The sequence below is a fragment of the Martelella sp. FOR1707 genome (genome assembly GCF_053484265.1).
Genome location: NZ_JBAKFP010000003.1, coordinates 638113 through 664180, shown reverse-complemented (window position 1 = coordinate 664180; position 26068 = coordinate 638113). Strand labels below are relative to the sequence as shown.

The following is a 26068-nucleotide window of genomic DNA, read 5'->3' as shown; positions in this document are numbered from 1 at the left end:
GCCATTTGCGCGACATCAAAGACATCGTCCTTCAACCATGAACAATGAGCGGTCGGAAGATAGCCGTCCTCCGGCAACGCGTTCATGGAGTGACCTATGTCTGGCAGCAAGAGAATGCTTGTGGCAGTCCTGTCGCTTGTCACGCTGGCGATCGTATCGGTTGCCGCGCTGGTCGGCTTTGAGATCAACCAGGTCAAGGCGATCTTCGCGGCGAATGAGGAACTGAAGGAAGAAGGGTATTACCTTTCGCCCTTCGAGTTCGAATTGCTGAGCGTTTCCTACTATCTCGATACCGGGCAGTATCTTGCGGGCATTTCACGCCTGAACGGGATTCATCATGTGATGACGTCCAGAGAAGGACTTGTCAAAATACCTGCCTTCGCCAGTCCGGATGAGAAGCTGGATTTCTACCGCAACCTTCAAAATCCCGAGACCGGCGCCTTCTATCCGAACGGCAGCGATGCGGTGGTTGCCTATATCGGCGTCACGGCAAATATGATCAACCTGATCGAGACGCTGTCCCTGGAGGCCGGCGAGCCGTTTTCGCTAGAATACCCTTTGGCGTTTCTCGACGAGATCGGCACGCCCGACGGGCTGAGGGCCATGCTCGATGACGTGTCCCGCGTCGGCTGGATCGGACGAAAGATCAAGCCGGCCTTCGTCAGCGCGATCGAGCTTCAGGATCTCATCGAACAGGATGAACGGCTCGGCATTTATGGTTTCTCCGATGAGTGGAAACACGCTTTCTATCAGTGGTTCTATGACAATCAGAACCCTAAGACCGGCCTGTGGGGGCCGCGCGACAGAAGCACCGGCGAAATGATCGGCGGCGGCGATATCGGCGACAGCGGCAAGATCATCAAGATGTTCGTCGATTCCGATGGCAACAATATCCACCCCGACATGCCGTTGCGCTATACCGACCGCATCTTCGCCTCGGCCATTGCCGGTCTCTCCCGTCCGATGCCCGACACCCCCGACGGCCAGCACCGCTGGATCATTGACCAGGATCGCGGCTTCCGGTTTCTGACGCGATATGTCTGGAGCGATGCGACGGAAACGGAAAAGGAGACGGTTGGCGAACTGCTCGGACATTTCGCGACGACACGCTTCGCCCGGTATTACCTGCCGCAAGAAGGCGCTTTCTCCCTCTATCCCGATGCCGACCATGCCGACCTTGACGGCACGAGCGAAGCCGCCGGCATGCTCGACTATGCCGGCGAGTTGTCGGCGGAGCGCCAGGCGGCGTTATGGGGCAGCCCCGCCACCACCATCCGCCGCCTCGAGCCGATGGTTGTCGAAGCCTTCGATGATCAGGCGCTGGCGCCGATAGCGGCTTCCGCCGACATCGTTTCCGTACGATTTTATGCTGAGGAACCATCCGGCAATTTCACCGCCACGCCTCTGGCGATTCTCTACCCTCGCCCACCCGTGGTGCGCGATACCGTCGACGTGATCCGCAGAATGCGCGAATGGCTTGACGCAACCCCACAAGTCATGGGGAACTGGGGCAGACGCGATGCGATCGTGGAACGGCTCGCGGCGACGCCGATCAGCCCGACGGCCCTCGTGCTCGGGGCCGGCGATATCGAAGTGGTCGACGGGCTTCTTAAAGAGCACGGCATGCTTGTCGCTATCGGCTTCGACGCGCTGCAGGTGCCGCGCGCGCTGAAGGTCTATGAGAAGGATTAGCGCACCCGCCTTTCTCTCACAGTCCGAAAATCTGACGGTTCATCGCCGCCCATTGCAGCATGATGATCGTCTTGGCGTCGCTGATCTCGCCGGAAGTGACCATTGCCATTGCTTCGTCGAGCGTGAGCGTGACGATCTCGATGTCCTCGTGCTCGTCGGCGAGCCCGCCGCCATCTTCAACCCGCATGCTGCCGTCGGCGATCGCTGCGAAACAGTGGACCACCTCGGTGAGGATGCCCGGCGCGGGGATCATCGCGCTGACGGGGATGAGTTCGCCGACCGCATAGCCGGTTTCCTCGCGAGCCTCGCGGATCGCGGCCTCGCGCGGCGTCTCGCCGTCATCAACCAGACCGGCGGCGGCCTCGAGCAGAAAGCCGTCGCGCCCGCCCAGCGCGAAGACCGGAACGCGGAACTGGCGCACCAGCACGAACCTGCCGAGATCGCGGTCATAGACCAGAACGGAAGCGGCCTCCGGCCGCTCGCAGACCTCCCAGGACCGGTCGCTGTCACGCCCCTTACTGTCGCGGTAATGGAAAACATATTCGACGATCCGGCTCCAGCCTTCGAACAGCACGTTTTTCTGGAGGATTCGGGCGCGATCCGTGGTCATGGGGAAGTCCTTGTTGAAAGCGAGCGGGCGGCGAGCCGCTTGTAAAGCGATGGCGAGACTCTTAATACCATCCCGGCCAAAGGCAATGCGAGGACGCGATGAATTACCGCCATATCTACCACGCCGGCAATTTCGCCGACGTCCTGAAACACGCTGTGCTCGCCAATGTCATCGGCTATTTCAAGCGCAAGGACGCAGCCTTCCGGGTTCTCGACACCCATGCGGGCATCGGCCAGTACGATCTTTCGAGCGGGGAAGCGGAAAAGACCGGAGAATGGCGCGACGGCATCGGCCGGCTGCTGGACGCCGACCTGCCCGACACTATCGCTCGCCTGCTCGCCCCCTATCTCGACTGCGTGCGCGCGCTCAATCCGGGAATGGGGCCGAACAGCGGAATAAAATCCTATCCGGGTTCGCCGCGGCTTGCCCGCATGCTGCTTCGCAAGCAGGACCGGCTCTCGCTGATGGAGCTGCATCCTGCCGATTTCGAGACCCTGCATGCGGCCTTCGAGGGCGACTATCAGGTCCGCGCGACCCATCTCAACGGCTGGCTTGCGCTAGCCGGCCATCTGCCGCCGAAGGAGCGGCGCGGCATCGTTCTGGTCGATCCGCCGTTCGAGGAGCCGGGCGAGTTCGATCGTCTCGCCGACGGTCTGGCGAAGGCCCACCGCCGATTCGCGACCGGCACCTACCTGCTTTGGTATCCGATCAAGAACGGCGCACCGGTTGCCGCCTTCCACCAGAAACTGAAGCAACTGGCGATCCCGAAAATCCTCTGCGCGGAGCTTGTCGTCAAAAGCGAGCGCGACACCGAGGGGCTTGCGGGCTCGGGCCTCGTCATCGTCAATCCGCCCTATACGCTGGCGGGTGAACTCGATATTCTGCTGCCCTATCTGAAGACCTGCCTGGCGCAGGACCGTTTCGCCCGCGCCAGAAGCTTCTGGATCGCCGGCGAGACCGCTCACGAGAAAGAAGACGGCCGATGAAACTGTTTTACGCCCCCGCCTCGCCCTTCTCCACCAAGGTGGTGATGGCGGCCCACCATCTTGGCATCGGGCTCGAGCTTGTGCCGACGGCGACGCAGGACAATCCGGAGGACCTGCTGGTCGCCAACCCGCTCGGCAAGATCCCGACGCTGGTCACCGACGAGGGCGAGACCTTCTACGACAGCCGCACCATCATGCATTATCTGAACGCGATTGCCGGCGAGGATGCCCGCATCTATCCGCGCAGCCCGGAAAAGCGCGCGGCGGTGGAACGCACCGAGGCACTCTGCGACGGCATCTGCGACGCCGCCATTCTGGTGATCTACGAGACGCGGTTTCGCTCTCCGGAGGCCTGGCACCAGCCCTGGGTCGACCGCCAGTGGGACAAGGTGCGCCGCGGGCTTGATCATCTGGATGCCCATCCGCCGAAATTCGGCAAGCGGCTCAATGCCGGCCATTTCGCGCTTGCGAGCCTGCTCGGCTATCTGATGCTGCGCTTTCCCGGTCAGTGGGAAGAGCACCGCGTGCGCCTCGTCAACTGGCCGGCGGCATTCGAGGAACGCTTTCCCGATTATGGCCGTCTGCGCCCGCAGGCATAGCCCGCCGCGGTTCCCGCCCGAACGAAAAAAGGCCCGCCTTGCGGCGAGCCTCCCCTGCATCAGGCATTGTCGGGTTCTCAGAAGTGAACGCCGAGACCGACCTTGACGGTGTTTTCCTGAAAGCCGCGTTCATAGGTCGCGCCGTTCAGCTTGAAATCCTGCTTGCCGTAATCGGTGTAGCGGTATTCCAGGCGGGCGGAGATATTGTCCGTCAGCATGGCTTCCGCGCCGGCGCCGGCCGTCCAGCCCCAGCCCATCTGCGTATCCTTGTCGCCGGCCTGCTTGGCGACCAGCTTGGAACCGGCGAGACCGGCGGTGCCGTAAAGCAGAACCGGATCCATGGCGTAACCAACGCGGCCGCGGAGCGAGCCGTTGACGCCCTGTTCCATCTTCACGCTCGGGAACACGACTTCGCTCTGATTCGAGGTGGCGAGGTCGGCTTCGACGCCGTAGACGATGTTGCCGTTCTGCATGTTGTAGCCACCGAACAGCGTGCCGCCCCAACCATCAGCGTTGAAGTCGCCCTCGTCGAACGTGCCCCAGTCCCAGTTGGCGGCGCCGCCGAGGTAGAAGCCGCTCCAGTTCGAAATCTTGGCCGGCGGGGCGTAGCTGACCGGGCTCGGCTCATAAGGGGTGGAGACGATGGCGTCTGCGGCCTGTGCCGCGCCAGCGCTTACCAGTACCGCCATCGCGACGGCGGTCGTCGTTTTGAAATTCCGCATCTTGTCTCTCCTTTTTGTGCTTCGCTATCGTATCTGCGCGTATAGCACTTAAGAAATGAGATAGGCGCGATTAATTATGTTATCAATGCTTCCGCTGAACACGTCATATATATCGTTAACAATGGATTTATACAAAAATAAACTGAGAAAATCAGAGTTAATACATTATTTATATTTAAATTTTGCCGTATTGCTGCGTGGTCGACGCTTCCGCCCCGCGCCGTAAGCGCGCCAACTTCCACTTTGTTGTTGCTGCGACAAGACGATATAAGCTTCGCAACGCCGTCCAAAGGATCGACATATGCAGCAAAACCCGCGCTCCAGAACCGTTCTTGTCACCGGCGGCGCGAAAAGACTTGGCCGCGCCATCGCCGAGGGCATGGCCAATTACGGCTTCAATGTGGCAATCCATGCCAATCGCAGCGTCGAGGCGGCGGAATCGGTCGCGCAATCGCTGCGTGAAGCCGGAATCGATGCGCGGGTTTTCACGGCCGACCTTCTCGACGGCGACCAGACGGGCGGGCTGATTGCGGCCGTGAATGAGGCGATGGGGCCGGTCGATATTCTGGTCAACAACGCCTCGCTGTTCGAGGACGACGCGGCCGCGCATTTTAACGCCGAACGTTTCGACCGTCATTTCGCGATCCATGTGAAGGCGCCGCTGATCCTGGCGGAGCATTTCGCCAAACAGACGGATGACGGCCTGATCGTCAACATGATCGACCAGCGGGTCTGGGCGCTCACGCCGCGCTTCTTCAGCTACACGCTGTCCAAGAGCACGCTCTGGACCGCCACGCAGACCATGGCGCAGGCCTTCGCGCCGAAGATCCGCGTCAACGCCATCGGCCCCGGTCCGACACTGAAAAACATCCGCCAGAGCGACGAGGATTTTGAAAGCCAGATCGGAACGCTTATCTTAAGACGAGGACCGGCGTTGTCGGAGTTCGCGGCGACGATTCGCTATCTCTATGAAACGCCCTCGATCACCGGCCAGATGATCGCGCTTGATGGCGGGCAGCACCTGGCCTGGGAAACACCTGACGTAACGGGTATCAATGAATGACACGCAACGCGCCTGACGGCGGCATTGTTTACGACGAAAAAGATGACGACGACGGTCTGCCGGAAGCGGTGGTGCCCTCGCCCGACGCGATCCAGTGGAATGACGCTGCGAGCGAAGAACACGCGCTGAAGGGCGCGGCGCTGATCGCCGAATTCGTCAAGCGCCTGCCGAATGCGCCCGGCGTCTACCGCATGTTCAACGCCAATGGCGACGTGCTCTATGTCGGCAAGGCGCGGTCGCTGAAAAAGCGCGTCACCAATTATGCGCAAGGCCGCGGCCATTCCAACCGCATCACCCGCATGGTCGCCCAGACGGCCCATATGGAATTCGTCACCACAAGGACGGAAACCGAGGCGCTGCTGCTCGAAGCCAACCTTATCAAGAGGTTGCGGCCGCGCTTTAACGTTCTGCTGCGCGACGACAAGTCCTTTCCCTATATCCTGATCACCGGCGATCACGAGGCGCCGGCCCTGTTCAAGCACCGCGGCGCGCGCGCCCGCAAGGGCGATTATTACGGCCCCTTCGCGTCTGCCGGCGCGGTCGGGCGCACCATCAATGCCATGCAGCGCGCCTTCCTGATCCGGTCCTGCACCGACAGCGTTTATGAAAGCCGCACGCGCCCCTGCCTGCTCTACCAGATCAAGCGCTGCGCCGCGCCCTGCACCGGCGAGATATCGAAAGAGGATTATGCCGAACTGGTGAACGAGGCCCGCGCCTTCCTGTCGGGCAAGAGCAAGCAGGTCCATGCCGAACTCGCCGATGCGATGAATGCGGCCTCCGAAAACCTCGATTTCGAGCGCGCAGCGATCTATCGCGACCGGTTGTCCGCGCTTTCGCACGTGCTCGGCCATCAGGGTGTCAATCCGGCCGGCATCGAGGAAGCGGATGTGTTCGCGATCCACAATGAGGGCGGGCTCTGCTGCATTCAGGTGTTTTTCTATCGCACCGGCCAGAACTGGGGCAATCGCGCCTATTTCCCGAAGGCCGACCCGTCGCTCACCGGCGCGGAAATCCTGAACGCCTTCCTGGCGCAGTTCTACGACGACAAACCGATCCCGAGGAATATATTCCTGTCGGAAGAGATCGAGGAGCAGGCGCTGCTGGAACTGGCGCTTTCGGAGCGCGCCGAGCGCAAGGTACAGATCACCGTGCCGAAGCGCGGCGAAAAGCGCGAGGCGGTGGAGCACGGCCTTGCCAATGCCCGCGAGGCCCATGGCCGGAAGCTTGCCGAGACCGCCACGCAATCGCGCCTGCTGGAAGGCTTTGCGGAAACCTTCGGCCTGCCCCACCCGCCGCGCCGGATCGAGGTCTACGACAACTCCCACATCACGGGCACGAATGCTGTGGGCGGCATGATCGTCGCCGGTCCCGATGGCTTCGTGAAGGCGCAGTACCGCAAGTTCAACATCAAATCGACCGAGATCACGCCCGGCGACGATTTCGGCATGATGCGCGAGGTCATGACCCGCCGGTTCGCAAGGCTGATCAAGGAGCACGGCATTCCCGACCGAGGTGCTGCGCCGGAGGGCGACGGAGAAGCTCCCTTCCCCGCCTGGCCGGACGTGATCCTGATCGACGGCGGACAGGGGCAGATGTCGGCCGTGCGCAAGATCCTGGAAGACCTCGGCATCACCGAAGCGGTCACCGCGATCGGCGTCGCCAAGGGCGCCGACCGCGAGGCCGGCCGCGAGCGCTTCTTCATGACGGGCCGGCCCGATTTCTCGCTGCCGCCGCGCGATCCGGTGCTTTACTTCATCCAGCGCCTGCGCGACGAGGCCCATCGCTTCGCGATCGGCTCCCACCGGGCGCGGCGCAAGAAGGAGATGGTCAGGAACCCGCTCGACGAGATCGCGGGAATCGGGCCGTCGCGCAAGCGCGCGCTGCTTCAGCATTTCGGCTCGGCCAAGGCCGTCTCGCGTGCCGGGCTTTCCGACCTTGCCGGCGTCGACGGGATTTCCGAGGCGATGGCGCGGCTGATCTACGACCATTTTCACGAGGGCGGCGGCAAATGACGGCCGGCTTTCGGAGAATCTGAAAACCTGTCACAGGTTTAATGCCGCGCCGCATTGACCGAGGGGTTGCATTGGAAGCATCTTGCGGCGGGGCGCGACCGGCCCGCCCGAGCACACGGAATGACGCGATGGCATCGAAAGCTTACAATCTACCCAACCTCCTGACCTATGGGCGCATTCTGGCGGTTCCGCTGATCGTGCTCTGCTTTTTCCTGGAGGGGAAGCTTTCAAGCTCCGATTTCGCCCGCTGGGCGGCGCTGACGATCTTCCTGATCGCCTCGATCACCGATTTCTTCGACGGCTATCTGGCGCGCGCCTGGAACCAGACCTCCAATATCGGGCGCATGCTCGACCCGATCGCCGATAAGCTGCTGGTTTCGACCTGCCTTCTGCTGCTCGCCGCCGATGTCGAGCGTACGATTGCCGGCTGGTCGCTGTGGGCGGCGATCATCATCCTGTGCCGCGAGGTGCTGGTCTCGGGCCTGCGCGAATATCTTGCAGGGCTAAAGGTCTCGGTTCCGGTCACCCGCATCGCCAAATGGAAGACCACCTTCCAGATGGTGGCGATCGGCCTGCTGCTGGCCGGCCCCGCCGGCGACAAGGTGATCCCCTACACGACCAATCTCGGCATCGTTCTGCTCTGGGTCGCGGCCGCGTTGACGATGTATACCGGCTATGACTACTTCCGCGCCGGGCTGAAACATGTCGTGGAGGCGGAGCGATGACCAGGCTCGTCTATTTCGCATGGGTGCGCGAGCGGATCGGGACCAGCGAGGAGGAACTGGAGATTCCGGCCGAAGTGACGGACGTCGCCGGCCTGCTCGCCTTCCTGCAGGCGCGCGGCGACAATTATGCCGCGGCCCTTGCCGAACCGGAGGTGATCCGGGTCGCGCTCGACAAGTTCCATGCCGAGCATGACGCCCCGATCGCCGGCGCGCGCGAGATCGCGCTGTTTCCCCCGATGACGGGCGGGTAAGGTAATGCAGATCACACCGAAGATCAGGATACAGGCAGAAGCGTTTGATATCGCCGCAGAAATTGACGATATCGCAAGAGGCCGCCCGGATATCGGAGCGACGGTGAGCTTCACCGGTCATTGCCGCGATGAGGGCGGCAGGCTTGAGGCGCTGGAGCTCGAACACTATCCCGGCATGGCCGAGGAGGAGATTGTCCGGATCGGCGCTCAAGCGATCGACCGCTTCGGCCTGCTGGGTCTGACGGTGATCCACCGGTTCGGCCGCATGCTGCCCGGCGATCCGATCGTGGTGGTGATTGCCGCCGCCAGCCACCGCCATGCCGCCTTCGATGGCGCATCCTTCGTCATGGACTTCCTGAAGACCGACGCGCCGTTCTGGAAGAAGGAACACCTGAAGGATGGCGGCGCCGGCGAATGGGTCAGCGCCCGCGAACAGGATGACCATGCCCGCGACCGCTGGCAATAAAACGGTCACGATCTTGCTGTAGAAGCGCGATTGCAGGGCTTGCCCGGATTGTAAATCGCTCTATCCTGCTTATGACGTCTTTCAATCGATTTACCGCGCGACGAGGTCCGCCATGCCCGCCAATGCCGCTTCCATAGATGTCGGCTTGATCATGTATCCTGGCCTGACCCAGCTGGATCTGTTCGGGCCCGCCGACGTTCTCAACCGCATGCCGGGCACCAACATCAAGTTTCTCTGGAAAAACCTCGATCCGGTGATCGTCGATCGCGGGCTGCGCGTACTGCCCAACACCACCTTCGGCCAGTGCCAGAGCCTCGATATCGTCTGCGTTCCCGGCGGCCCCGGCCAGATCGCGCTGATGGACGACGACGAGACGCTGAACTTCCTGCGGCGGATTGCGCCGGGCTGCCGGCTGGTGACCTCGGTCTGCACCGGTTCGCTGGTGCTGGGAGCGGCGGGCCTGCTGGAGGGCTACCGCGCCACCTCGCACTGGACCTCGGTCGAGCAGCTCGCGCTGTTCGGCGCCAAGCCGGTGCATGAGCGCGTGGTCGTGGATCGCAATCGCATCACCGGCGCCGGCGTCACCTCCGGCATCGATTTCGCCTTGCGGGTGGTGGAAGACATGACCGACAGGGCCACGGCGCAGCAGATCCAGCTGCAGATGGAATACGATCCCGAGCCGCCCTATCGCTGCGGCACGCCGAAAACCGCGCCGCCGGAGATCGTCGACGCCGTCAGGGCCCGCCTCCACATGTTCCAGTCCAGCCGCCGCTCTGCCAGCGAACGCGCCGCCGAACGCCTCGCCGCGCGCAAGGGCTGATACAAAAAACCCGCGGGCAAGCCGCGGGTTCTGAAAGTCGGTTCGGCCGGTAAATCAGCCGACGATTTCGGTTTCGGAGAACCAGAAGGCGATTTCGCGCTTGGCGGTTTCCGGCGCGTCCGAGCCGTGAACCGAATTCTCGCCCATGGACAGCGCGAAGGTCTTGCGGATCGTGCCCTCATCGGCCTTTTCCGGGTTGGTCGCACCCATGATCTCGCGGTTCTTCAGCACGGCGTTTTCGCCTTCCAGAACCTGAACGATGGTCGGACCCGAGCACATAAACTCGACGAGCTCACCGAAGAACGGACGCTCCTTGTGCTCGGCGTAGAAGGCTTCCGCCTCGCGCTTTGCCATCCATACCCGCTTGGAGGCGACGACGCGGAGGCCGTTTTCCTCGAAAACCTTGGTGATCGCGCCGGTCAGGTTGCGCTTGGTGGCATCCGGCTTGATCATCGAAAAAGTGCGTTCAATCGCCATGTTGTCGTCCTTTGCGTTCATGAAATTTGGCCGGTGTATAAAGCGGTTTCGGCCAAAATGGAAGCAGGCGGAGACGACGAATTTGCGCGGCTCGCGTTTATGACGTTTCGGTGAAGCCCTCGCAGCGCTCGAACCAGTTCATCACCGGATCGTTGGGATCGAGAAGCCCCGGATTGCCGGTTAGGAAGGCCCATTGCAGCGCGCCGAAGATGATGTAGTCGGCAAACAGCGGCTCGCTGCCGCCGATGAAGGGTTGCTTCGCCAGCATCACCCTCAGCGGCTTCAGCTTGTCGGCGAAGGCGGCGATTTCCGCCTCACGCCCGGTCGCAACCTCTTCCAGCGTGGCTCCCAGACGGGCTTCCCTACTTTCGCGGAAATAGGCCTGATCGACCGGGGAGAGCATGTCGTGGATATGCTTGACCGCGATCCGGGTGATGGCGGGATGCAGTGTCGACTGGGAATAGGCCTCGACGAACCGCGCCATGCCGGTTCCGCCCTCGCCCTTGAACAGCGACGGCGCTTCCGGATAGGTCTGCTCCAGATAGAGCGCGATCGCGAAACTGTCGGCGATCAGCTTGTCGCCATCCTTCAGGATCGGCACGGTTTTCGAAAACCCGTTCTCGAGCTTCGCGATCTCGGTGAAGCCGACGGGCTTTTCCTCAAAGTCGAGCCCCTTGTGTCTGAGGGCCAGGATAATTTTCCAGCAATGGGGGGAAAAGCGGATGTCCGGATCCGCGCCGCAAAGCGTGTAGAGAATACGAGCCATGGATGAGTTCCTTCCGTCCTGGGAGCAAGCCTAGCAAGTTTACCGATGATGACTCATGAAACTTGTTTCTGTCACCCATCAAAATTTGGCGCTGGTTTGCGACGAAGGCCGCGTTATTCTCGCGCAAAAGAACGGAGAAAGAGATGTTGCAGCACTACCGCAGGTTCGCCGCTTACAATGCCTGGGCCAACCGCCAGATTTATGACATTGTGGCCAGGCTTTCGGACGAGGAATACCGACGCGATCTCGGCGCGTTCTTTCCCTCCGTGCATGCAACGCTCAACCATATTCTCTATGCCGACGGGGTGTGGATGACGCGGTTTTCGGGCAAGGACACCGGCCCGGTTGTGCTCGACACCATCCTGTTCGATGACTTCACGGCGTTAAGGGTGGCGCGCGCGGCGATGGACGACAATATCATCGGCTTCATCGACGGGCTTCAAAGCGTGGAAGGAACATTTTCCTATCAGCGCGGCAACCCGCCCAAGACCTATACCGACAGGCTCGGCACCACGCTCGCGCATTTCTTCAATCACCAGACCCACCACCGCGGTCAAGCGCATATGATGCTGACCGTGCTGGGCCAGCCGTCGCTGGCGCTGGACATGATCTACTTCCTGCGCACCCCTGAAGGACGCGCGCTGCCGCAAGGCTGAAGATCGCTTGCCAAGCGGTGCGGTTTCAGACAAAACCCCACCATGATCTCGATATCCGACCTTACAGTCCGCGTCGCCGGACGCCTGCTCATCGAAAACGCCTCCGTCTCTATCCCCGATGGGATGAAGGCGGGGCTTGTCGGCCGCAACGGCGCCGGCAAGTCGACGCTGTTTCGCGTGCTGACCGGCGCGCTTGCCCCCGAAACCGGCACGGTGTCACTGCCCAAACGCGCGCGCATCGGCCAGGTGGCGCAGGAAGCGCCCGGCACGGAAGATCCGCTGATCGAGATCGTGCTCGCCGCCGACAAGGAGCGCGCCGCCCTGCTTGCCGAGGCCGAGACCGCGAAAGACCCCGACCGGATCGCCGAAATCCACACGCGTCTTGCCGATATCGACGCCCATTCGGCCGAAGCGCGCGCGGCCAGCATTCTCTCCGGCCTCGGTTTCGACGAAGCCGCCCAGAAGCGCCCGGCCTCGTCCTTTTCCGGCGGCTGGCGCATGCGCGTGGCGCTGGCGGCGGTGCTGTTTTCCGAGCCCGACCTGCTGCTGCTCGACGAGCCAACCAACTATCTCGATCTGGAAGGCACGCTGTGGCTGGAGGATTACATCCGCCGCTATCCCTACAGCGTGATCATCATCTCGCATGACCGCGACCTGTTGAACACCGCGGCCAATGCCATCGTCCATCTCGACCAGAAGAAGCTGACCTTCTATCGCGGCTCCTACGACCAGTTCGCCCGCCAGAAGGCGGCCCAGGACGAATTGCAGATGAAGGCGCATGCCAAGAACGAGGCCCAGCGCAAGCACCTGCAAAGCTTCATCGACCGGTTCAAGGCCAAGGCCTCCAAGGCCCGCCAGGCGCAAAGCCGCGTCAAGGCGCTGGAGCGGATGGGTACGGTTTCGGCGGTGATCGAGGATCACGTGCAGGGCTTCTCCTTCCCCGCGCCGGAAAAGATACCCGCCTCCCCGATCGTCGCGATCGAGGACGGCGCGGTCGGCTATGCGCCGGGCAAGCCGATTCTCACCGGGCTCAACCTGCGCCTCGACAATGACGACCGGATTGCGCTGCTTGGGGCCAACGGCAACGGCAAGTCGACCTTCGCGAAATTCATCTCCGGCCGGCTGAAGCCGGAAAGCGGCACGCTGAAGCTTGCGCCTAACCTCCTGACCGGCTTCTTCGCCCAGCACCAGATCGACGATCTTGTGCCCGAGGAAAGCGCGATTGCCCATGTGCGCAAGCTGATGCCGGCCGCTCCCGAGCCGAAGGTGCGCGCCCGCGTCGCCCAGATGGGCCTTGCGACGGAAAAGATGGATACGCCCGCGCGCGATCTTTCCGGCGGCGAGAAGGCGCGGCTGCTGATGGGCCTTGCCGCCTTCCACGCGCCCAACCTGCTGATCCTCGACGAGCCCACCAACCACCTCGACATCGACAGCCGCAACGCGCTGATCCAGGCGTTGAACGATTATCCCGGCGCGGTGATCCTGATCTCGCATGACCGTCACCTGATCGAGGCCACCGTCGACCGGCTGTGGCTGGTCCACGACGGAACGGTGAAGAATTATGACGGCGACCTCGAGGATTACCGCGAGCTGATCATCTCCGGCGGCAAGCCGAAGGCAACAAAGGCGCCGGTCGAGGACACCCGCTCGAAAGCCGAGCAGCGCCGGAGCGCCGCCGACCGGCGCGCTTCGCTCGCGCCGCTGAAGAAGCAGATCGATCAGGCCGAGAAGAAGACGGCAAAGATCGAGGCGATCATCGCCAAGCTCGACGCCGATCTCGCCAATCCCAAGCTCTACACCCAGTCGCCCGAAAAAGCGAAGGTGATGATCCAGGCGCGCGCCAACGCGGCGGCGGAGCTTTCCAAGGTCGAGGAGGAATGGCTGGCGCTATCGGCGAAATACGAAGCCGGCATGGCGGACTGACTGACAGCCGCGGAAGCGCTGCCGGTGTGATCACCGGCATCTGTCCGGGAACGCGCCACCTCGCTTCTATCCCGTGCGCCCCAGCATCCTCTCATCCGACGCGCTTTCGGAAGGCTCGATGCCGAGGCGTTCGAATACCGCGATCAGCAGCTTGGAGCGGTTCATGGTATAGAAATGAAACTCTGAGATTCCGCGCCTTTGCAGATCGAGCACCTGCTCGGCGGCGATATCGGCGGCCACCTCGAAATGGGCCGCGGGGTCATCCACAAGGGTTCCGAGTCGCCTCTCGAGGAAATCCGGGATGCTCGCCCCGCACATCGCGGCGAAGCGCTTGAGCTGGTTGAGGTTCTGCACCGGCATGATGCCGGGTAGAACCGGGATCGACACCCCTGCCCTGCGGACGTCGTTCAGGTAGTCCTCGAACACGTCATTGTCGAAAAAGAACTGGGTCAGGGCGCGGTCGGCGCCGTTATCGACCTTGGCCTTGAGCATGGCGATATCGGCGGCGCGATCGGCGCTTTCGGGGTGTTTTTCCGGATAGGCAGAAACCGAGATATCGAAATCGTCGATCGCCTTCAGCCCCGCCACCAATGCCGCGGCATTGGCGTAGCCGCCCGGATGCGGGCGGTAGGCAGCGCCGACGCCATCCGGCGCATCGCCGCGCAGGGCGACGAAACGCCTCACGCCGGCATCGCGGAACCGCCGGATCACATCATCGACCTCGCCGCTGGTGGCCTTGACCACTGTCAGGTGCGATGCGGTGACCAGATCTGTCTCATCGATCAGGCGCTTGACGGCGTCGAAGGTCGGGGCCTGACTGGAAGCGCCGGCGCCATAGGTGACCGAGACGAAGCCGGGATCATAGGCCGAGAGCGCCTGAACCGCCCGCCACCAGCCGGCGGCGGCGTCCTCGCTCTTGGGCGGAAAAAATTCGAACGAATACTCGATCGGCCGCGTCAGCGCGCCGGTTCCATCGGTCATTGCCTTAGACACTCCTAGCAAAAGTCTTTTCATTGCCGCCGGCCACCAGCAGACGGGGATCGCGTGCAAGCCAGACCGTCACCGTCAGCGACGGTTCGTTTGCTGCCGCGAAGGGAAGATCGATCACCTTTTCCACATCGAGCCCGGCTGCCTGCATCCAGTCTTCCATCGCCTGATGGGAAAAGCCGAGACGCAGATGCGCATGGTCGGCGCGCAGATATTCCAGATTGTGCGGCGCGAAATCGATGACCGCCAGCCGCCCGCCCGGCCGCATCACGCGCGCGGCCTCGGCAATCGCTTCGTCCGGGTTTTCAAGGAAATGCAGCACCTGATGGATGAGCACCAGATCGAAATCCTCGCTCTCCAGCGGCAGGTTCAGGATATCGCCGAGCCGGACAACGGCGCGGGTCAGTCCCTCGGCATCGAGATTGGCGCGGGCGACGGCCAGCATGTCGCGGCTGGCATCGATGCCGACGGCGCGGCGATAGACATCCTTCAGCAACAGCAGCATGCGCCCGGTGCCGGTGCCGAGATCGAGCATGTTCTGCACCGGTTTGTTGCCGATCAGGCCCACGAGGCAGTTTTCCACCTCGGCCTCGGAAATGTGGAGGCGGCGCATCTGGTCCCACTCGCCGGCATGCTGGGCGAAATAGGCTTCCGCCTTTTCCGCCCGCGCCTGCTTGACCGCTGCAAGACGGGCCATGTCGCGTTTCAGCGCCGAATCCTCCGGCGAAACGTTATCGAGAAGCTGGCGCACAAGCCGCGCGGGCAAGCCCTCGTCCTTCAGTCGGAAATAGGCCCACGCGCCTTCCTGATAGCGGTCGATCAGTCCGGCCTCTGCCAGCAGTTTCAGGTGGCGGGAAATGCGCGGCTGCGACTGCCCCAGGATATCGGTAAGATCGGAAACCGTGAGGTCGCCCGCCGAAAGCAGCGCGATCAGCCTGAGACGCGTGGGCTCGCCCACCGCCTTCAGCACCTCCACCATGGTCTCCAGATCGAACTTCGCCATCTTCCGACTTTCATCAAGACATAAAGATGTCTTTATATAGCTTGCCGAGTTTGCGCAAGCCCTTGATGAAGCATGGTACAGCAGAGATGCGGCGCTGCACACCGCTGACCGCTGTGAGACGGCGAGACGGAAATGCGAACCCGGCCGCCGCATATTGCCTGGAAAGGCAAAACGGCGCTCCTTGTCGCCGTCAGACTGCTGACAAAGTCCCTTTTCCTCCTCCTCCGTCATGCCGGCCTTGAGCCGGCATCCAGGGCCAATTTCGACAACGACCGCGAGTAGAGCCCCTTGAACGTAAGGTGTTTTCCCGCCCTGGACCCCGGATCAAGTCCGGGGTGACGGACAGAGGGGGCGGCAAGCTCAAAATGTCTGCAACGTGCTTTGTCAACAAACTGACGGCGCCCTTGGCGCCGCAGAGCTATCGCGTGGTGAAATGGCGGCCCGTCAACCGTTCAGGAACGGCATCGGATCGACGGCGGTGGTGTTGTCGCGGACCTCGAAGTGAACCATGGGGCGCTGCGCCTTGCCGCTCATGCCGGATGTGGCGATCGTCTGGCCGCGCTGGACGCTGTCGCCGCGCTTGACCTTCAGTTCCTCGGCGTAACCGTAGACCGTCACCCGCCCGTCGTCGTGGCGGATCAGGATGGCGTTGCCATAATCGGAGAGCCCGTCATCGGCATAGACCACGACGCCGTTTTCGGCGGCCTTGATCGGCGTGCCCTGGGGAACCGAAATGTCTATGCCCTCGGAAATATCGTCGCCATATGGCTGGCCGAACCCGACAACCACCGCGCCCTTGACGGGCCAGCGATAGGTGGCGATGCCGGTGCCTTCCGGCACCTCCTCGCCCGCATCGGAACGAACGGCAACCTCTTCCACGACGGCGGTCGTTTCGGCGGCCGGGGGCTGATAGGGCTTGGGGTTGTCTGTGGTCTGAGCGGTCTTGTTGACCGGGGTGGTCGGCGCGGCGGCAGCCGTTTGCACCGGCGCGGTCGTCTGCGCCGGCGCGCCCTTGCTCGGAATGGCGAGCTTCTGGCCGATGCGGATATTGGCCGACGTCAGTCCATTGGCCGCCTTCAGCGAATCAACCGTGACGCCATAGGATTTCGCGATCGTGTAGAGGCTGTCGCCGCTCTTGACGGTGTAGGTGTTGCCGTCGCCGCTCTCGCCGTTGCGGGCTGCTGAAGCCGTGCTGGTCGCCTCCACGCTCTGGCGCTCGCGCACGCCCGCCGTTCCCGGCAGAACCGCGACGCGCTGATCGGGCGTATCGGAGGGGAGCTGTGTCGGCGCTGCCGGCGGCAGACCCTGGGACTGGCTCGCGGACTTGGCAACCGACTGCTGCGTCGAACCCACCGGGATAACGAGAACCTGGCCGGGACGCACCTGCGAGGCGCTGGTAAGGCCGTTCAGCCGGAGGATTTCCTGCTCGCTGACGCCATTGCGGCTGGCGAAGGCGGAAAGCGATTCGTCCGAGCGCATCATCACGCGGCGCGTCGCCACATCCTGCGTGCTGGAAGGAAGCGTGCTCGGCGCGCCGACGGCGGCCGGCTGCGGTGCGGGATTGGCCGGCTGCGCGAGCGCCGCGGTCTGCGTCGGCGCTGACGGCGGCGGCAGCGTGTTGGTCTGCACCGTCACCGGCGTGGTTGCCATGCGCGCGCCCGAACCGGCGGTGGTCGCGGTATTGATCGGCTGGTTGCTGTAAACGGCCTGGCCGGACGAGGCGGATGGCAGGCCCTGATATCCGCCGCCGCCGACATTGGCGGGGGGAACGAGCTGCTGATATTGCGGAACGACCGAGCCGGTGGTCATCGTGTCCGGCCCGTTGCTCAGGCGCGAGGTTTCAGAACTGCACCCGGCGGCCAATATGGCCAGCGACGAAACGAGCAGTACGCCTTGTGTTGCTTTGCCGACTTCCGGCAGCCCAGAAATACGCATGAACCGACCCTGTACGCTTGAACTCTTTACTGCACCGGTTTTAACCACATCAGAGTTACCGCACGGTTAAAGCCGACGGTGAAGCGTGAAAATCGGGCGCAAAAAGTCCGGTCAGCCGGAAAACGGGGCCCTACAAGGCCTTTGAGAGACCGCGCTCGGCGGCAAGATACGGCACCTCGAACAGGTCCTCACGTTCGAAGCGGCTGCCGATTCGCGTCATGCGCACCATCAGCGGCCGGGCGCCCTCCCGGATCAGCGGCGCCATGATGACGCCGTTGGAGACGAGCTGTTCCACGCGCGCGCGGGGAATTTCCGGCAGCGCCACGGTATAGAGGATACGGTCGAAGGTGCCCTCGCCGCTCATGCCCTCGCGGCCATCAGCCTGGCGCACGACGACGCGTTGCAGCGAAAGTTCGGCAAGTCGCCGACGCGCTAGATCGGCAAGCGTGCGATAGCGCTCCACCGTCAGCACCCGCTCGGCGATGCGGCCCATGATCGCGGCGGTATAGCCCGAGCCCGTGCCGACCTCGAGCACGCGCTGGCCGGGCTTCACCTTGAGGATGTCAATAAGGCGGATGGCGAGATCGGCGCTTTCCATGAACGCCCCGCATTCGATCGGCACGGAGCGGCCGCTATAGGCATAGGGCGAAAGATGCGAGGGCGTGAACAGCGAGCGCGGCGTGGCCTCCACCGCCGACAGCAGGTCGAGATTGGTGACGCCGCCGGCGCGAAGGCGCATGACAAGGGCCGCAAACCCTTCCCGTTCCTGAAGCTTCGTCGCCACCGCCATCCCTCTTCAAATCAACCGATCGCAGCCTTGATCCTGTCGCGAACCGCATGGTCGGTCAAGTCGAGCTTGAGCGGCGTGACCGAGAGATAATTCTCGCCAATCGCCTGCAGATCGCTGTCATCGGCAAAGGCGCTGAGCCGATCGCGGAAGGTCAGCCAGTAATAGGGAAGTCCGCGGCCATCGGTGCGCTTGTCGACAGAGAGGCCCGACTCAAGCTTGCCCTGCGCGGTGACCCGCACGCCCTTGACCTCCTCCGGCGCGCAGCACGGGAAATTGACGTTCAGGAAGGTGCCATCGGGAAGGTCGAGCGTCAGCAGCTTGTCGATCAGCGCCGGGGCATGGCGCTCGGCCACCTCCCAGGGGAAATAGCGCCGTCCATCATCGTAATTGCCGGTCTGGCTGAGCGCGATCGAGCGGACGCCCTGCATCGTGCCTTCGATGGCCGCGGCGATCGTGCCGGAATAGGTGACGTCGTCGGCCATGTTGGCCCCGGAGTTGATGCCGGATAGGATCAGGTCCGGCGGCTCGGGCAATACCTCGCGCACCGCCATGATCACGCAATCGGTCGGCGTGCCGCGCAGGGCATATTCCTTCTCGCCCATCTGTCGGAGCCGCAGGGGCTCCGACAGGGTCAGCGAATGGGCAAGGCCGCTCTGGTCGGTTTCCGGCGCCACCGTCCAGACGTCGTCGGAAAGCTGGGCGGCAAGGGATTGCAGCACCGCAAGGCCGGGGCCGTGAATGCCGTCGTCATTGGTCAGCAGAATGCGCATGTCACTTCGCCTTCTCGATGCGGGTCATGCCGCCCATATACGGCACCAGTGCATCCGGAACGGTGACAGAACCGTCTTCATTCAGATAATTCTCGACGACGGCGATCAGTGCGCGGCCGACAGCCACGCCGGAACCGTTCAGCGTATGCACGAAGCGGGTCTGCTTCTCCTCCTTGCCGCGATAACGCGCATTCATGCGTCGCGCCTGGAAATCGCCGCAGACCGAGCAGGACGAGATTTCGCGATAGGTATCCTGCCCCGGCAGCCAGACCTCGATGTCATAGGTCTTGCGCGCCGAAAAGCCCATATCGCCGGTCGAAAGCGCCATGACGCGGTAATGCAGGCCGAGCTTCTTCAGCACGTCCTCGGCCGCCGCCGTCATCCGCTCCAGTTCATCGAGCGAGCTTTCGGCATCGGTAATCGAGACCATCTCGCATTTCAGAAACTGATGCTGGCGCAGCATGCCGCGAGTATCACGCCCTGCAGACCCCGCCTCGGAACGGAAGCAATAGGTGAGCGCCGAATAGCGCAGCGGCAGCTCCTCCGCCGGCAGGATCTCGCCCGCGACCAGATTGGTGAGCGGCACCTCCGCCGTCGGGATCATCCAGCGATCCTCCGAGGCCTTGAAAAGGTCGTCGGCGAATTTCGGCAACTGGCCGGTGCCGAACAGGGCCTCGTCGCGCACCAGAAGCGGCGGGCTGACTTCCTGATAGCCGTGCTCGGAGGTATGCATGTCGATCATGAACTGGCCGAGCGCACGCTCGAGCCTTGCGAACGCGCCGGTGAGCACCGTGAAGCGCGAGCCCGAAAGCTTCGCCGCCCGCTCGAAATCCATGCCGCCGAGCGCCTCGCCGATTTCGAAATGCTCCTTCGCGGCGTGGTTCCAGCCGGGTTTTTCGCCCCAGCGGCGGATTTCGACATTGGCCTCCTCGTCCTCGCCGACCGGCACATCGTCGAGCGGCACGTTGGGGATGCCGGCGAGAAGGTCGTCGAGCGCCGCCGTGGCCTCGCGCTCCTCCGCCTCCAGCGTCGGCATGGCGGTCTTGATCTCCGAGACCTCGGCCTTCAGCTTTTCGGCAAGCTCCGTATCTTTCTTGCCCATCGCCATGCCAATTTCCTTGGATGCGGCGTTGCGGCGGGACTGCATTTCCTGGAGGCGCTGCACGACGGAGCGGCGCTTCTCATCCAGGTCGACGATTTCTGCGGCAAGCGGCCTGGCGCCGCGCGCGGCCAGCGCCTTGTCGAGCGCCTCCGGGTTTTCGCGAATCCATTTGATATCGAGCATGATGAAGCTTCCAGAAAAATAAAAGGGTCGCCGGTCGATTTACCGGCGGCCCTCTTGTGCCCAACTCATATCGAAAGCGCAAGTGAAAGGCTTAAGCCTCGTCCTCTTCCGATGCGCTCTCTTCCTCTGCGGCTTCGACGCGCTTGCGTTCCACGATCCGCGCCGCGTAGATCGCGACCTCGTAGAGAAGCACGGTCGGAAGCGCGAGACCGAGCTGCGAAAGCGGGTCGGGCGGGGTCAGGACGGCGGCGATAATGAAGGCGATCACGATCGCGAATTTGCGCTGCTTGGCAAGCCATTTCGACGAGACAAGCCCGACGCGCGCCATCAGCGTGGTGACCACCGGCAACTGGAACACCAGGCCGAAAGCCAGCACCAGCGACATGATAAGACTGAGATATTCCGACACCTTCGGCAGCAGCGAGATCGCCACCTCGCCCTCTCCCGCGGATTGCTGCATGCCGAGGAAGAACAGCATGACCACGGGAATCAGGAAGAAATAGACGATGGCGCCGCCGATGATGAACAGGATCGGCGAGGCTACGAGAAACGGCAGAAAGGCCGAACGCTCGTTGCGGTAAAGACCGGGCGCCACAAAACTGTAGACCTGAAAGGCGATCACCGGGAAGGCCAGCAGCAGGCCGCCAAACAGCGAGATCTTGATCTGGGTGAAGAAGAATTCCTGCGGCGCGGTATAGATGAGCTGCATCTTCTCCGGGTCATGCCCGGACCACATCACCGCCCATTTATAGGGCAGCACCAGAATGTTGAAGAGATCCTTCGCAAAGGCGAAACAGAGCAGGAAGCCAAGGAAGAAGGCCACCAGCGACCAGACAAGGCGCTTCCTGAGCTCGATCAGATGCTCGACAAGCGGCTGCGGCTTGTCATCGATATCGTTGTTCGCGCTCATCGTCCGCTCCTGCGTCCACCGGACGATTTCGGCTTGACGGGCCTCGGGGCGGCCTTGAAGCCGGGCCTGTGGCTGACGAGCCGTTCTTCCTGTCGCTTGGACACCAGCACGGGCTCCGCCTCGTCCTTTTTCGCCGCAGCCTTGTCGAAGGCGTTGACGGAGGAGAAATCGGGATTGACGCCCGGCGTGGGATAGGACGCTTTCTTCAGCTCCGGCCCATCGGCTTTGGACTTCGGCTTGTTATCGAGGGCTGTCGATTTCCAGAGGTCGGAATCGATATCGCGAGCGGTCTGTCGCAAAGGATTGATCGCGTCGCGCAACTGATTGGCGGGATTGATTTTTCTGACGTCCCGGATCGCCGTCGAGACGTCTTCCATATCCGCCTCTTTCAGCGCATCGTCCATCTGGGAGCGGAAATCGGACGCCATGCGCCGGAACTTCGTCATGGTCTTGCCGAAGGTTCTCAGCACATGCGGAAGTTCGCGGGGCCCGACGACAACGACCAGCACGATCGCCACGACCAAGAGCTCGGTCCAGCCAATGTCAAGCATTCACATTCTCCTGCGGCCAGCCGTTGCCGGCTGCCCGGCATCAGCCCTGCTTGGTCTCGTCTGCCCTGTGCTCAACAGTGTGCTCGACGGTCTTGTCCTTGTCCGCCGGCTTTTCGTCGTCGTCCGAAATGCCCTTCTTGAAGCTCTTGATGCCCTTGGCGACATCGCCCATGAGTTCGGGAATCTTGCCGCGGCCGAAAAGCAGCACGACAATCGCCAGAATGATGAGCAGCTGCCAGATACCGAGATTACCCATAACCAAATCTCCTGTTACTTAGGTGTCTCTGGTGTAAGGCGTTTGCTCGCGATTTTCAAATACCAAAATAGTCTGATCGTCGACTTCGACAAAAACCCGTTCCGCGCCCTCGCCGATCGCGCCGGCGGAAACGCTGGCATCGAGAACATGCGGCGTGCCCTCGATCCTCAGCCGGAAGAGTTCCTGGGTCCCGAGAAAGCGGCGCTCGAGCACCTCTGCCGGCTGGCCGGAAAGCGTCGCTTCCTGGTTCACCCGGATATCGCCGGGGCGGATCGCGATCGTGACAGGACCATTGGCCATGGCGACGGCCAGCGGACGGTTGCCAAACGGGGTCTCGACCCTTCCCGCTTCAACTTTTCCCTCGAAGCGATTGATTTCAGAGAAGAAAGAGGCGGCGAACAGGCTCTCCGGCCGGGAGAATAGCGCGCGCGGCGTGCCGGTCTGCACCAGATATCCGTCCTTCAGCAAGGCGATCCTGTCGGCCACCCCCATCGCCTCGCCGGGGTCGTGGGTGACGATCATGACGGTTGCGCCGGTCTCACGAAGAACGGCAAGCGTTTCGGCCCGCACCTGATCCTTCAACCGCGAATCGAGGCCGGAGAACGGCTCGTCCATCAACAGTACGGAAGGGCGCGGGGCGACGGCACGCGCAAGCGCCACCCGCTGCTGCTCGCCGCCCGACAGCATATGCGGATATTTGTCGCGGTAGCCGGCAAGCCCGACGCGCGCCAGCGCTTCGCCGACGGCGGCCTGACGGGAGGCTTTCGGCAGGCGCTGCAGCCCGAAGGCGACATTGTCGGCGACCGTCATATGCGGAAACAGCGCGAAATCCTGAAACATCAACCCGATGCCGCGCCGCTCCGGCGGCAGGAAGGTCGACGGCCCAGTCACCTCGACGCCATCAATCAGCAACCGGCCGTGATGTGGCCGTTCGAGGCCCGCCGCGATGCGCAGAAGCGTGCTTTTCCCCGAACCGGACGGCCCCAGCAGGCACAACACCTCGCCGGGCGCGGCCGACAGCGACACGCCCTTGACGACGTCGCCCTGGCCATAGCCGTGGCGGATATCTTCGAAACCGAGCCGCGCGGTCAAACCGCTTTCGGCTATAGGGCGCCGGGCAAAATTCATCGCCGCTCCAGAACGTTTTGCCTCGCCTTACAATGGCGTGGCCACTTTTTCTAGAGCTTATTCATCATGTTTACCGCCCGGTGTCAAAAGCCCCAGATCCTCAAGGTCCGCGGCATCCAACGGCTCCTCGTCATCGGTGAGGTCTTCGTCGTCATTGAGCGGCAGCGGTATCTGGAAGCCGGGCGGTATCCGGCCGGACAGCAGACCCGCGCCGCGCAGTTCCTCCAGCCCCGGCAGATCGCGGATTTCCTCAAGGCCGAAATGATCGAGAAAGCTGCGGGTCGTGCCCATGGTCACCGGGCGGCCGGGCGTGCGCCGGCGCCCGCGAAACCGCACCCAGCCCGCCTCCATCAGCACGTCGAGCGTGCCCTTGGAGGTCTGGACGCCGCGGATTTCCTCGATCTCGGCGCGGGTGACCGGCTGGTGGTAGGCGATGATCGACAGCACTTCGAGTGCCGCACGGGTGAGCTTGCGCGCCTCGCGCTCGCCGCGGTGGATGACGAAGGAAAGGTCGGCTGCGGTGCGGAACGCCCAGTGATCCTCGACGCGCACCAGATTGACGCCGCGATTGCGATACTGCTCGGCAAGCCCCGCCATCAGCTCCGCGACATCGACGCCCTCGGGAATGCGCTCGGCGATATAGGCCTCGCTCACCGGCTCGGCGGAGGCGAAGACCAGCGCCTCGGCAATGCGCTCTGCCTCCAGCATGCGTTCCGGGCTCAACGATTCTTCGTTGTCCTCGGGCTCGCTCATTCGGCGGCCTCGCCGGGGAAGGGCTCGATCCTGCTTCTGCCGCGACGCATCATCAGCGGCGCGAAGGCTTCGTCCTGTCTCAGATCAAGCCGGCCCTCGCGCGCCAGTTCCAGCGAGGCGGCGAAGGTGCTGGCGATCGCGGTCCGCAGATCCTCAGGCCGGGTGAGATAGCGCAGCAGATAACGATCGAGCGCCGTCCATTCGCCGATCTCGCCGATCAGGCCCTGCAACAGCTCGCGCGCATCGGTGAGCGACCAGACATGGCGCATGGCAATCGTCACCTCGCTGATCGCCTCGCGCTGGCGCATATTGGCATAGGCGTCCAGAAGTTCGTAAAGCGTCGCCATGTAGCTGGAGCCGGTTTCATCGGGGATATGCTCCGGCGCGCCGCGGCGGAAGACGTCGCGGTCGAGCCGGTTGCGGTTGATGAGCTGGCTTGCGGCATCGCGCATCGCCTCCAGCCGCTTGAGGCGGAAGGCGAGCGTGGCGGCCATGTCCTCGCCCGAAGGCTCCTCGTCGCTCGGCCTTTTGGGGATCAGCAGCCGCGATTTCAGATAGGCGAGCCAGGCCGCCATGACGAGATAATCGGCGGCAAGCTCGATGCGGATGCGGCGCGCGCTCTCGATGAAGGCGAGATATTGCTCGGCAAGCGCCAGAACCGAGATTCGCGCCAGATCCACCTTCTGCGTGCGCGCCAGATGCAGCAGCAGGTCAAGCGGCCCTTCGAAACCGCCGACATCGATGACCAGCACCGCCTCGCCCGACGCGCGCACCTCGACGGTGGCGTTTTCGCTTTCGGGGAAGAAGCTTTCCTGCATGATCAGCTCCCCGCCTGAAGAAGGTCGTCGAGCCTGCGGGAGAGCGCATCGAGATCGGCGTCATCGGCCGCGGGCCGGGCCGCCAGCGCCCGTTCGCCGCGGATCAGGGCTGCGCCGGCAAGCGCCGGGGCGGCATCGGCGACGGCCCGCATCTCATCCATCTTGCCGTTGCAGTGAAGAATGATGTCAATGCCGGCGGCCGCGACCGCGCCGGCGCGCGCACTGATATCGCCGGCCAGCGCATTCATCGAGATATCGTCGGAGATGATCAGCCCGTCGAAACCGATCGCGCCGCGCATGACCTGCTCGACAACCTTTGCCGAGGTGGAGGCCGGGTTTTCGGCATCGACCGCCTCGAAAAGCACATGGCAGGTCATCGCCATCAGGATGTCGGTGAGCTCGCGGAACGGCCGGAAATCGCGTTCGGCGAGCAGCGCCAGCGGCTCCCTGACCACCGGAAGTCCGATATGGGAATCGGCAAGGCCGCGCCCGTGGCCCGGCATATGCTTGATCACCGGCAGCACGCCGCCGGCCTTCAGCCCGTCGGCCATGGCCTGAGCCAGAACCCGCACCTGGTCGGGATCCGAACCGAAAGCGCGATTGGCGATGAAGCCGGTATCGGGTTCCGGCGGCATGTCGAGAACCGGGGCGCAGTCGACATCGACGCCAACCGACAGAAGGTCCGCCGCAATCAGCCGACCGCAGGCGTAAGCCGCCTCTTTCGCCTCATCGGGAGCGCCGGCATAGCGCTTCCCGATCACCGAGGCGGCGGGATAATCGCGCACCAGCGGCGGGCGCAGACGGCGCACGGTTCCTCCCTCCTGATCGATCAGCACCGGTGCATTTCGGCCGACAGCCGCGCGCAGCTCCGCGGTCAGCGCCCTTACCTGCTCCATGGTTTCGACATTGCGGCCGAACAGGATGAAGCCCCAGGGCTGCTCCGCGCGGAAGAATGCTTTCTCCTCGTCGCTGAGGCGGGCGCCGGCGCAACCGAGAATCGTGGCTTTCGGGGCGTTTGTCATGAGCGAATCATATGAGATCGGGACCAAAGCACGAATAAGCCCCGACATTCATGCACAATTTTGTGCGGCTCTGCACGGCAAAAGCGCCACTT

General features: G+C 63.1%; 28 protein-coding genes. 11 read left to right on the top strand and 17 right to left on the bottom strand.

Annotated features, from left to right (window positions below; translation table 11 throughout):
* Positions 1–114 precede the first annotated feature (114 nt).
* Positions 115–1692 (top strand): hypothetical protein, encoded by a 1578-nt coding sequence (locus tag V6765_RS10945; protein WP_448428621.1) that lies wholly within the window; start codon positions 115–117, stop codon positions 1690–1692.
* A 16-nt stretch (positions 1693–1708) separates the two neighbouring features.
* Here the strand turns inward: V6765_RS10945 and V6765_RS10940 are convergent, their stop codons facing one another.
* Positions 1709–2302 carry an NUDIX domain-containing protein gene (locus tag V6765_RS10940; RefSeq protein WP_448428619.1) on the bottom strand — a complete coding sequence of 198 codons (594 nt, stop codon included), beginning with the start codon at positions 2300–2302 and terminating at the stop codon, positions 1709–1711.
* 98 nt (positions 2303–2400) lie between these two features.
* Between V6765_RS10940 and V6765_RS10935 the strand changes: the two genes are divergently transcribed.
* Positions 2401–3288 carry a 23S rRNA (adenine(2030)-N(6))-methyltransferase RlmJ gene (locus V6765_RS10935; protein WP_448428617.1) on the top strand — a complete coding sequence of 296 codons (888 nt, stop codon included), beginning with the start codon at positions 2401–2403 and terminating at the stop codon, positions 3286–3288.
* A complete protein-coding gene (locus tag V6765_RS10930; RefSeq protein WP_448428615.1) occupies positions 3285–3887 on the top strand; it encodes a glutathione S-transferase in 603 nt (200 codons plus the stop codon). Before V6765_RS10935 ends, V6765_RS10930 begins: the two co-directional genes overlap by 4 nt.
* A 77-nt stretch (positions 3888–3964) precedes the next feature.
* Here the strand turns inward: V6765_RS10930 and V6765_RS10925 are convergent, their stop codons facing one another.
* Positions 3965–4609 carry an outer membrane protein gene (locus V6765_RS10925; protein WP_448428613.1) on the bottom strand — a complete coding sequence of 215 codons (645 nt, stop codon included), beginning with the start codon at positions 4607–4609 and terminating at the stop codon, positions 3965–3967.
* Positions 4610–4910: 301 nt separating this feature from the next.
* On the opposite strand from V6765_RS10925, the gene V6765_RS10920 reads away from it, so the two are divergent.
* The 6 genes from V6765_RS10920 (at position 4911) to V6765_RS10895 (ending at position 9946) form a co-directional block, all read left to right on the top strand.
* Positions 4911–5672, top strand: a complete 762-nt coding sequence (locus V6765_RS10920; RefSeq protein WP_448428611.1) for an SDR family oxidoreductase — start codon at positions 4911–4913, stop codon at positions 5670–5672.
* Entirely contained in the window at positions 5669–7684 is a 2016-nt protein-coding gene (gene uvrC / locus V6765_RS10915) for an excinuclease ABC subunit UvrC (RefSeq protein WP_448428609.1), read from the top strand. The genes V6765_RS10920 and uvrC overlap by 4 nt, the downstream gene beginning before the upstream one ends.
* A 128-nt stretch (positions 7685–7812) precedes the next feature.
* Positions 7813–8409, top strand: coding sequence for a CDP-diacylglycerol--glycerol-3-phosphate 3-phosphatidyltransferase (gene pgsA / locus V6765_RS10910; RefSeq protein ID WP_230718245.1), 597 nt, complete (start codon positions 7813–7815; stop codon positions 8407–8409).
* Positions 8406–8660, top strand: a complete 255-nt coding sequence (moaD, locus tag V6765_RS10905) for a molybdopterin converting factor subunit 1 (RefSeq protein WP_448428606.1) — start codon at positions 8406–8408, stop codon at positions 8658–8660. The genes pgsA and moaD overlap by 4 nt, the downstream gene beginning before the upstream one ends.
* A gap of 4 nt (positions 8661–8664) precedes the next feature.
* Positions 8665–9126: a molybdenum cofactor biosynthesis protein MoaE gene (locus V6765_RS10900; protein WP_448428604.1), complete on the top strand. Its 462-nt coding sequence runs from the start codon at positions 8665–8667 to the stop codon at positions 9124–9126.
* A 112-nt stretch (positions 9127–9238) separates the two neighbouring features.
* Complete coding sequence (locus V6765_RS10895) at positions 9239–9946, top strand: DJ-1/PfpI family protein (protein WP_292058409.1); 708 nt, start codon at positions 9239–9241, stop codon at positions 9944–9946.
* A gap of 54 nt (positions 9947–10000) precedes the next feature.
* Here the strand turns inward: V6765_RS10895 and ndk are convergent, their stop codons facing one another.
* Both ndk and V6765_RS10885 read right to left on the bottom strand, forming a co-directional pair.
* On the bottom strand, positions 10001–10423 hold the full coding sequence (ndk, locus tag V6765_RS10890) for a nucleoside-diphosphate kinase (RefSeq protein ID WP_448428602.1): 423 nt from the start codon (positions 10421–10423) through the stop codon (positions 10001–10003).
* A gap of 97 nt (positions 10424–10520) precedes the next feature.
* The gene (locus V6765_RS10885; protein WP_448428600.1) at positions 10521–11189 is read right to left on the bottom strand and encodes a glutathione S-transferase family protein; all 669 of its coding nucleotides are present in this window, start codon (positions 11187–11189) and stop codon (positions 10521–10523) included.
* 143 nt (positions 11190–11332) lie between these two features.
* On the opposite strand from V6765_RS10885, the gene V6765_RS10880 reads away from it, so the two are divergent.
* Positions 11333–11845 (top strand): DinB family protein, encoded by a 513-nt coding sequence (locus V6765_RS10880; protein WP_448428598.1) that lies wholly within the window; start codon positions 11333–11335, stop codon positions 11843–11845.
* A gap of 42 nt (positions 11846–11887) precedes the next feature.
* Complete coding sequence (locus tag V6765_RS10875) at positions 11888–13768, top strand: ABC-F family ATP-binding cassette domain-containing protein (RefSeq protein ID WP_448428596.1); 1881 nt, start codon at positions 11888–11890, stop codon at positions 13766–13768.
* 66 nt (positions 13769–13834) lie between these two features.
* Here V6765_RS10875 and metF read toward each other — a convergent pair whose 3' ends face one another.
* The 13 genes from metF to nagZ all read right to left on the bottom strand — a co-directional run bounded on the left by metF (position 13835) and on the right by nagZ (position 25976).
* On the bottom strand, positions 13835–14749 hold the full coding sequence (metF, locus tag V6765_RS10870; RefSeq protein WP_448428594.1) for a methylenetetrahydrofolate reductase [NAD(P)H]: 915 nt from the start codon (positions 14747–14749) through the stop codon (positions 13835–13837).
* 4 nt (positions 14750–14753) lie between these two features.
* A complete protein-coding gene (locus V6765_RS10865) occupies positions 14754–15758 on the bottom strand; it encodes an ArsR/SmtB family transcription factor (RefSeq protein WP_448428592.1) in 1005 nt (334 codons plus the stop codon).
* Positions 15759–16202: 444 nt separating this feature from the next.
* Positions 16203–17693, bottom strand: a complete 1491-nt coding sequence (locus tag V6765_RS10860) for a LysM peptidoglycan-binding domain-containing protein (RefSeq protein WP_448428590.1) — start codon at positions 17691–17693, stop codon at positions 16203–16205.
* A 130-nt stretch (positions 17694–17823) separates the two neighbouring features.
* Complete coding sequence (locus V6765_RS10855; protein WP_448428588.1) at positions 17824–18477, bottom strand: protein-L-isoaspartate(D-aspartate) O-methyltransferase; 654 nt, start codon at positions 18475–18477, stop codon at positions 17824–17826.
* Between the two features lie 17 nt (positions 18478–18494).
* The gene (gene surE / locus V6765_RS10850) at positions 18495–19253 is read right to left on the bottom strand and encodes a 5'/3'-nucleotidase SurE (RefSeq protein ID WP_448428586.1); all 759 of its coding nucleotides are present in this window, start codon (positions 19251–19253) and stop codon (positions 18495–18497) included.
* A gap of 1 nt (position 19254) precedes the next feature.
* The gene (gene serS / locus V6765_RS10845) at positions 19255–20538 is read right to left on the bottom strand and encodes a serine--tRNA ligase (RefSeq protein WP_448428584.1); all 1284 of its coding nucleotides are present in this window, start codon (positions 20536–20538) and stop codon (positions 19255–19257) included.
* A gap of 91 nt (positions 20539–20629) precedes the next feature.
* Positions 20630–21448, bottom strand: coding sequence for a twin-arginine translocase subunit TatC (tatC, locus tag V6765_RS10840; RefSeq protein WP_448428582.1), 819 nt, complete (start codon positions 21446–21448; stop codon positions 20630–20632).
* Positions 21445–21999: a Sec-independent protein translocase protein TatB gene (tatB, locus tag V6765_RS10835; protein WP_448428580.1), complete on the bottom strand. Its 555-nt coding sequence runs from the start codon at positions 21997–21999 to the stop codon at positions 21445–21447. The genes tatC and tatB overlap by 4 nt, the downstream gene beginning before the upstream one ends.
* Positions 22000–22039: 40 nt before the next feature.
* Complete coding sequence (locus V6765_RS10830) at positions 22040–22255, bottom strand: twin-arginine translocase TatA/TatE family subunit (protein WP_448428578.1); 216 nt, start codon at positions 22253–22255, stop codon at positions 22040–22042.
* An 18-nt stretch (positions 22256–22273) separates the two neighbouring features.
* Complete coding sequence (locus V6765_RS10825; RefSeq protein WP_448428576.1) at positions 22274–23383, bottom strand: ABC transporter ATP-binding protein; 1110 nt, start codon at positions 23381–23383, stop codon at positions 22274–22276.
* 57 nt (positions 23384–23440) lie between these two features.
* On the bottom strand, positions 23441–24136 hold the full coding sequence (scpB, locus tag V6765_RS10820; protein WP_448428574.1) for an SMC-Scp complex subunit ScpB: 696 nt from the start codon (positions 24134–24136) through the stop codon (positions 23441–23443).
* Positions 24133–24954 (bottom strand): segregation and condensation protein A, encoded by an 822-nt coding sequence (locus tag V6765_RS10815; protein WP_448428572.1) that lies wholly within the window; start codon positions 24952–24954, stop codon positions 24133–24135. Before V6765_RS10815 ends, scpB begins: the two co-directional genes overlap by 4 nt.
* Positions 24955–24956: 2 nt before the next feature.
* Positions 24957–25976, bottom strand: a complete 1020-nt coding sequence (nagZ, locus tag V6765_RS10810; RefSeq protein WP_448428570.1) for a beta-N-acetylhexosaminidase — start codon at positions 25974–25976, stop codon at positions 24957–24959.
* Between the last annotated feature and the right edge of the window lie 92 nt (positions 25977–26068).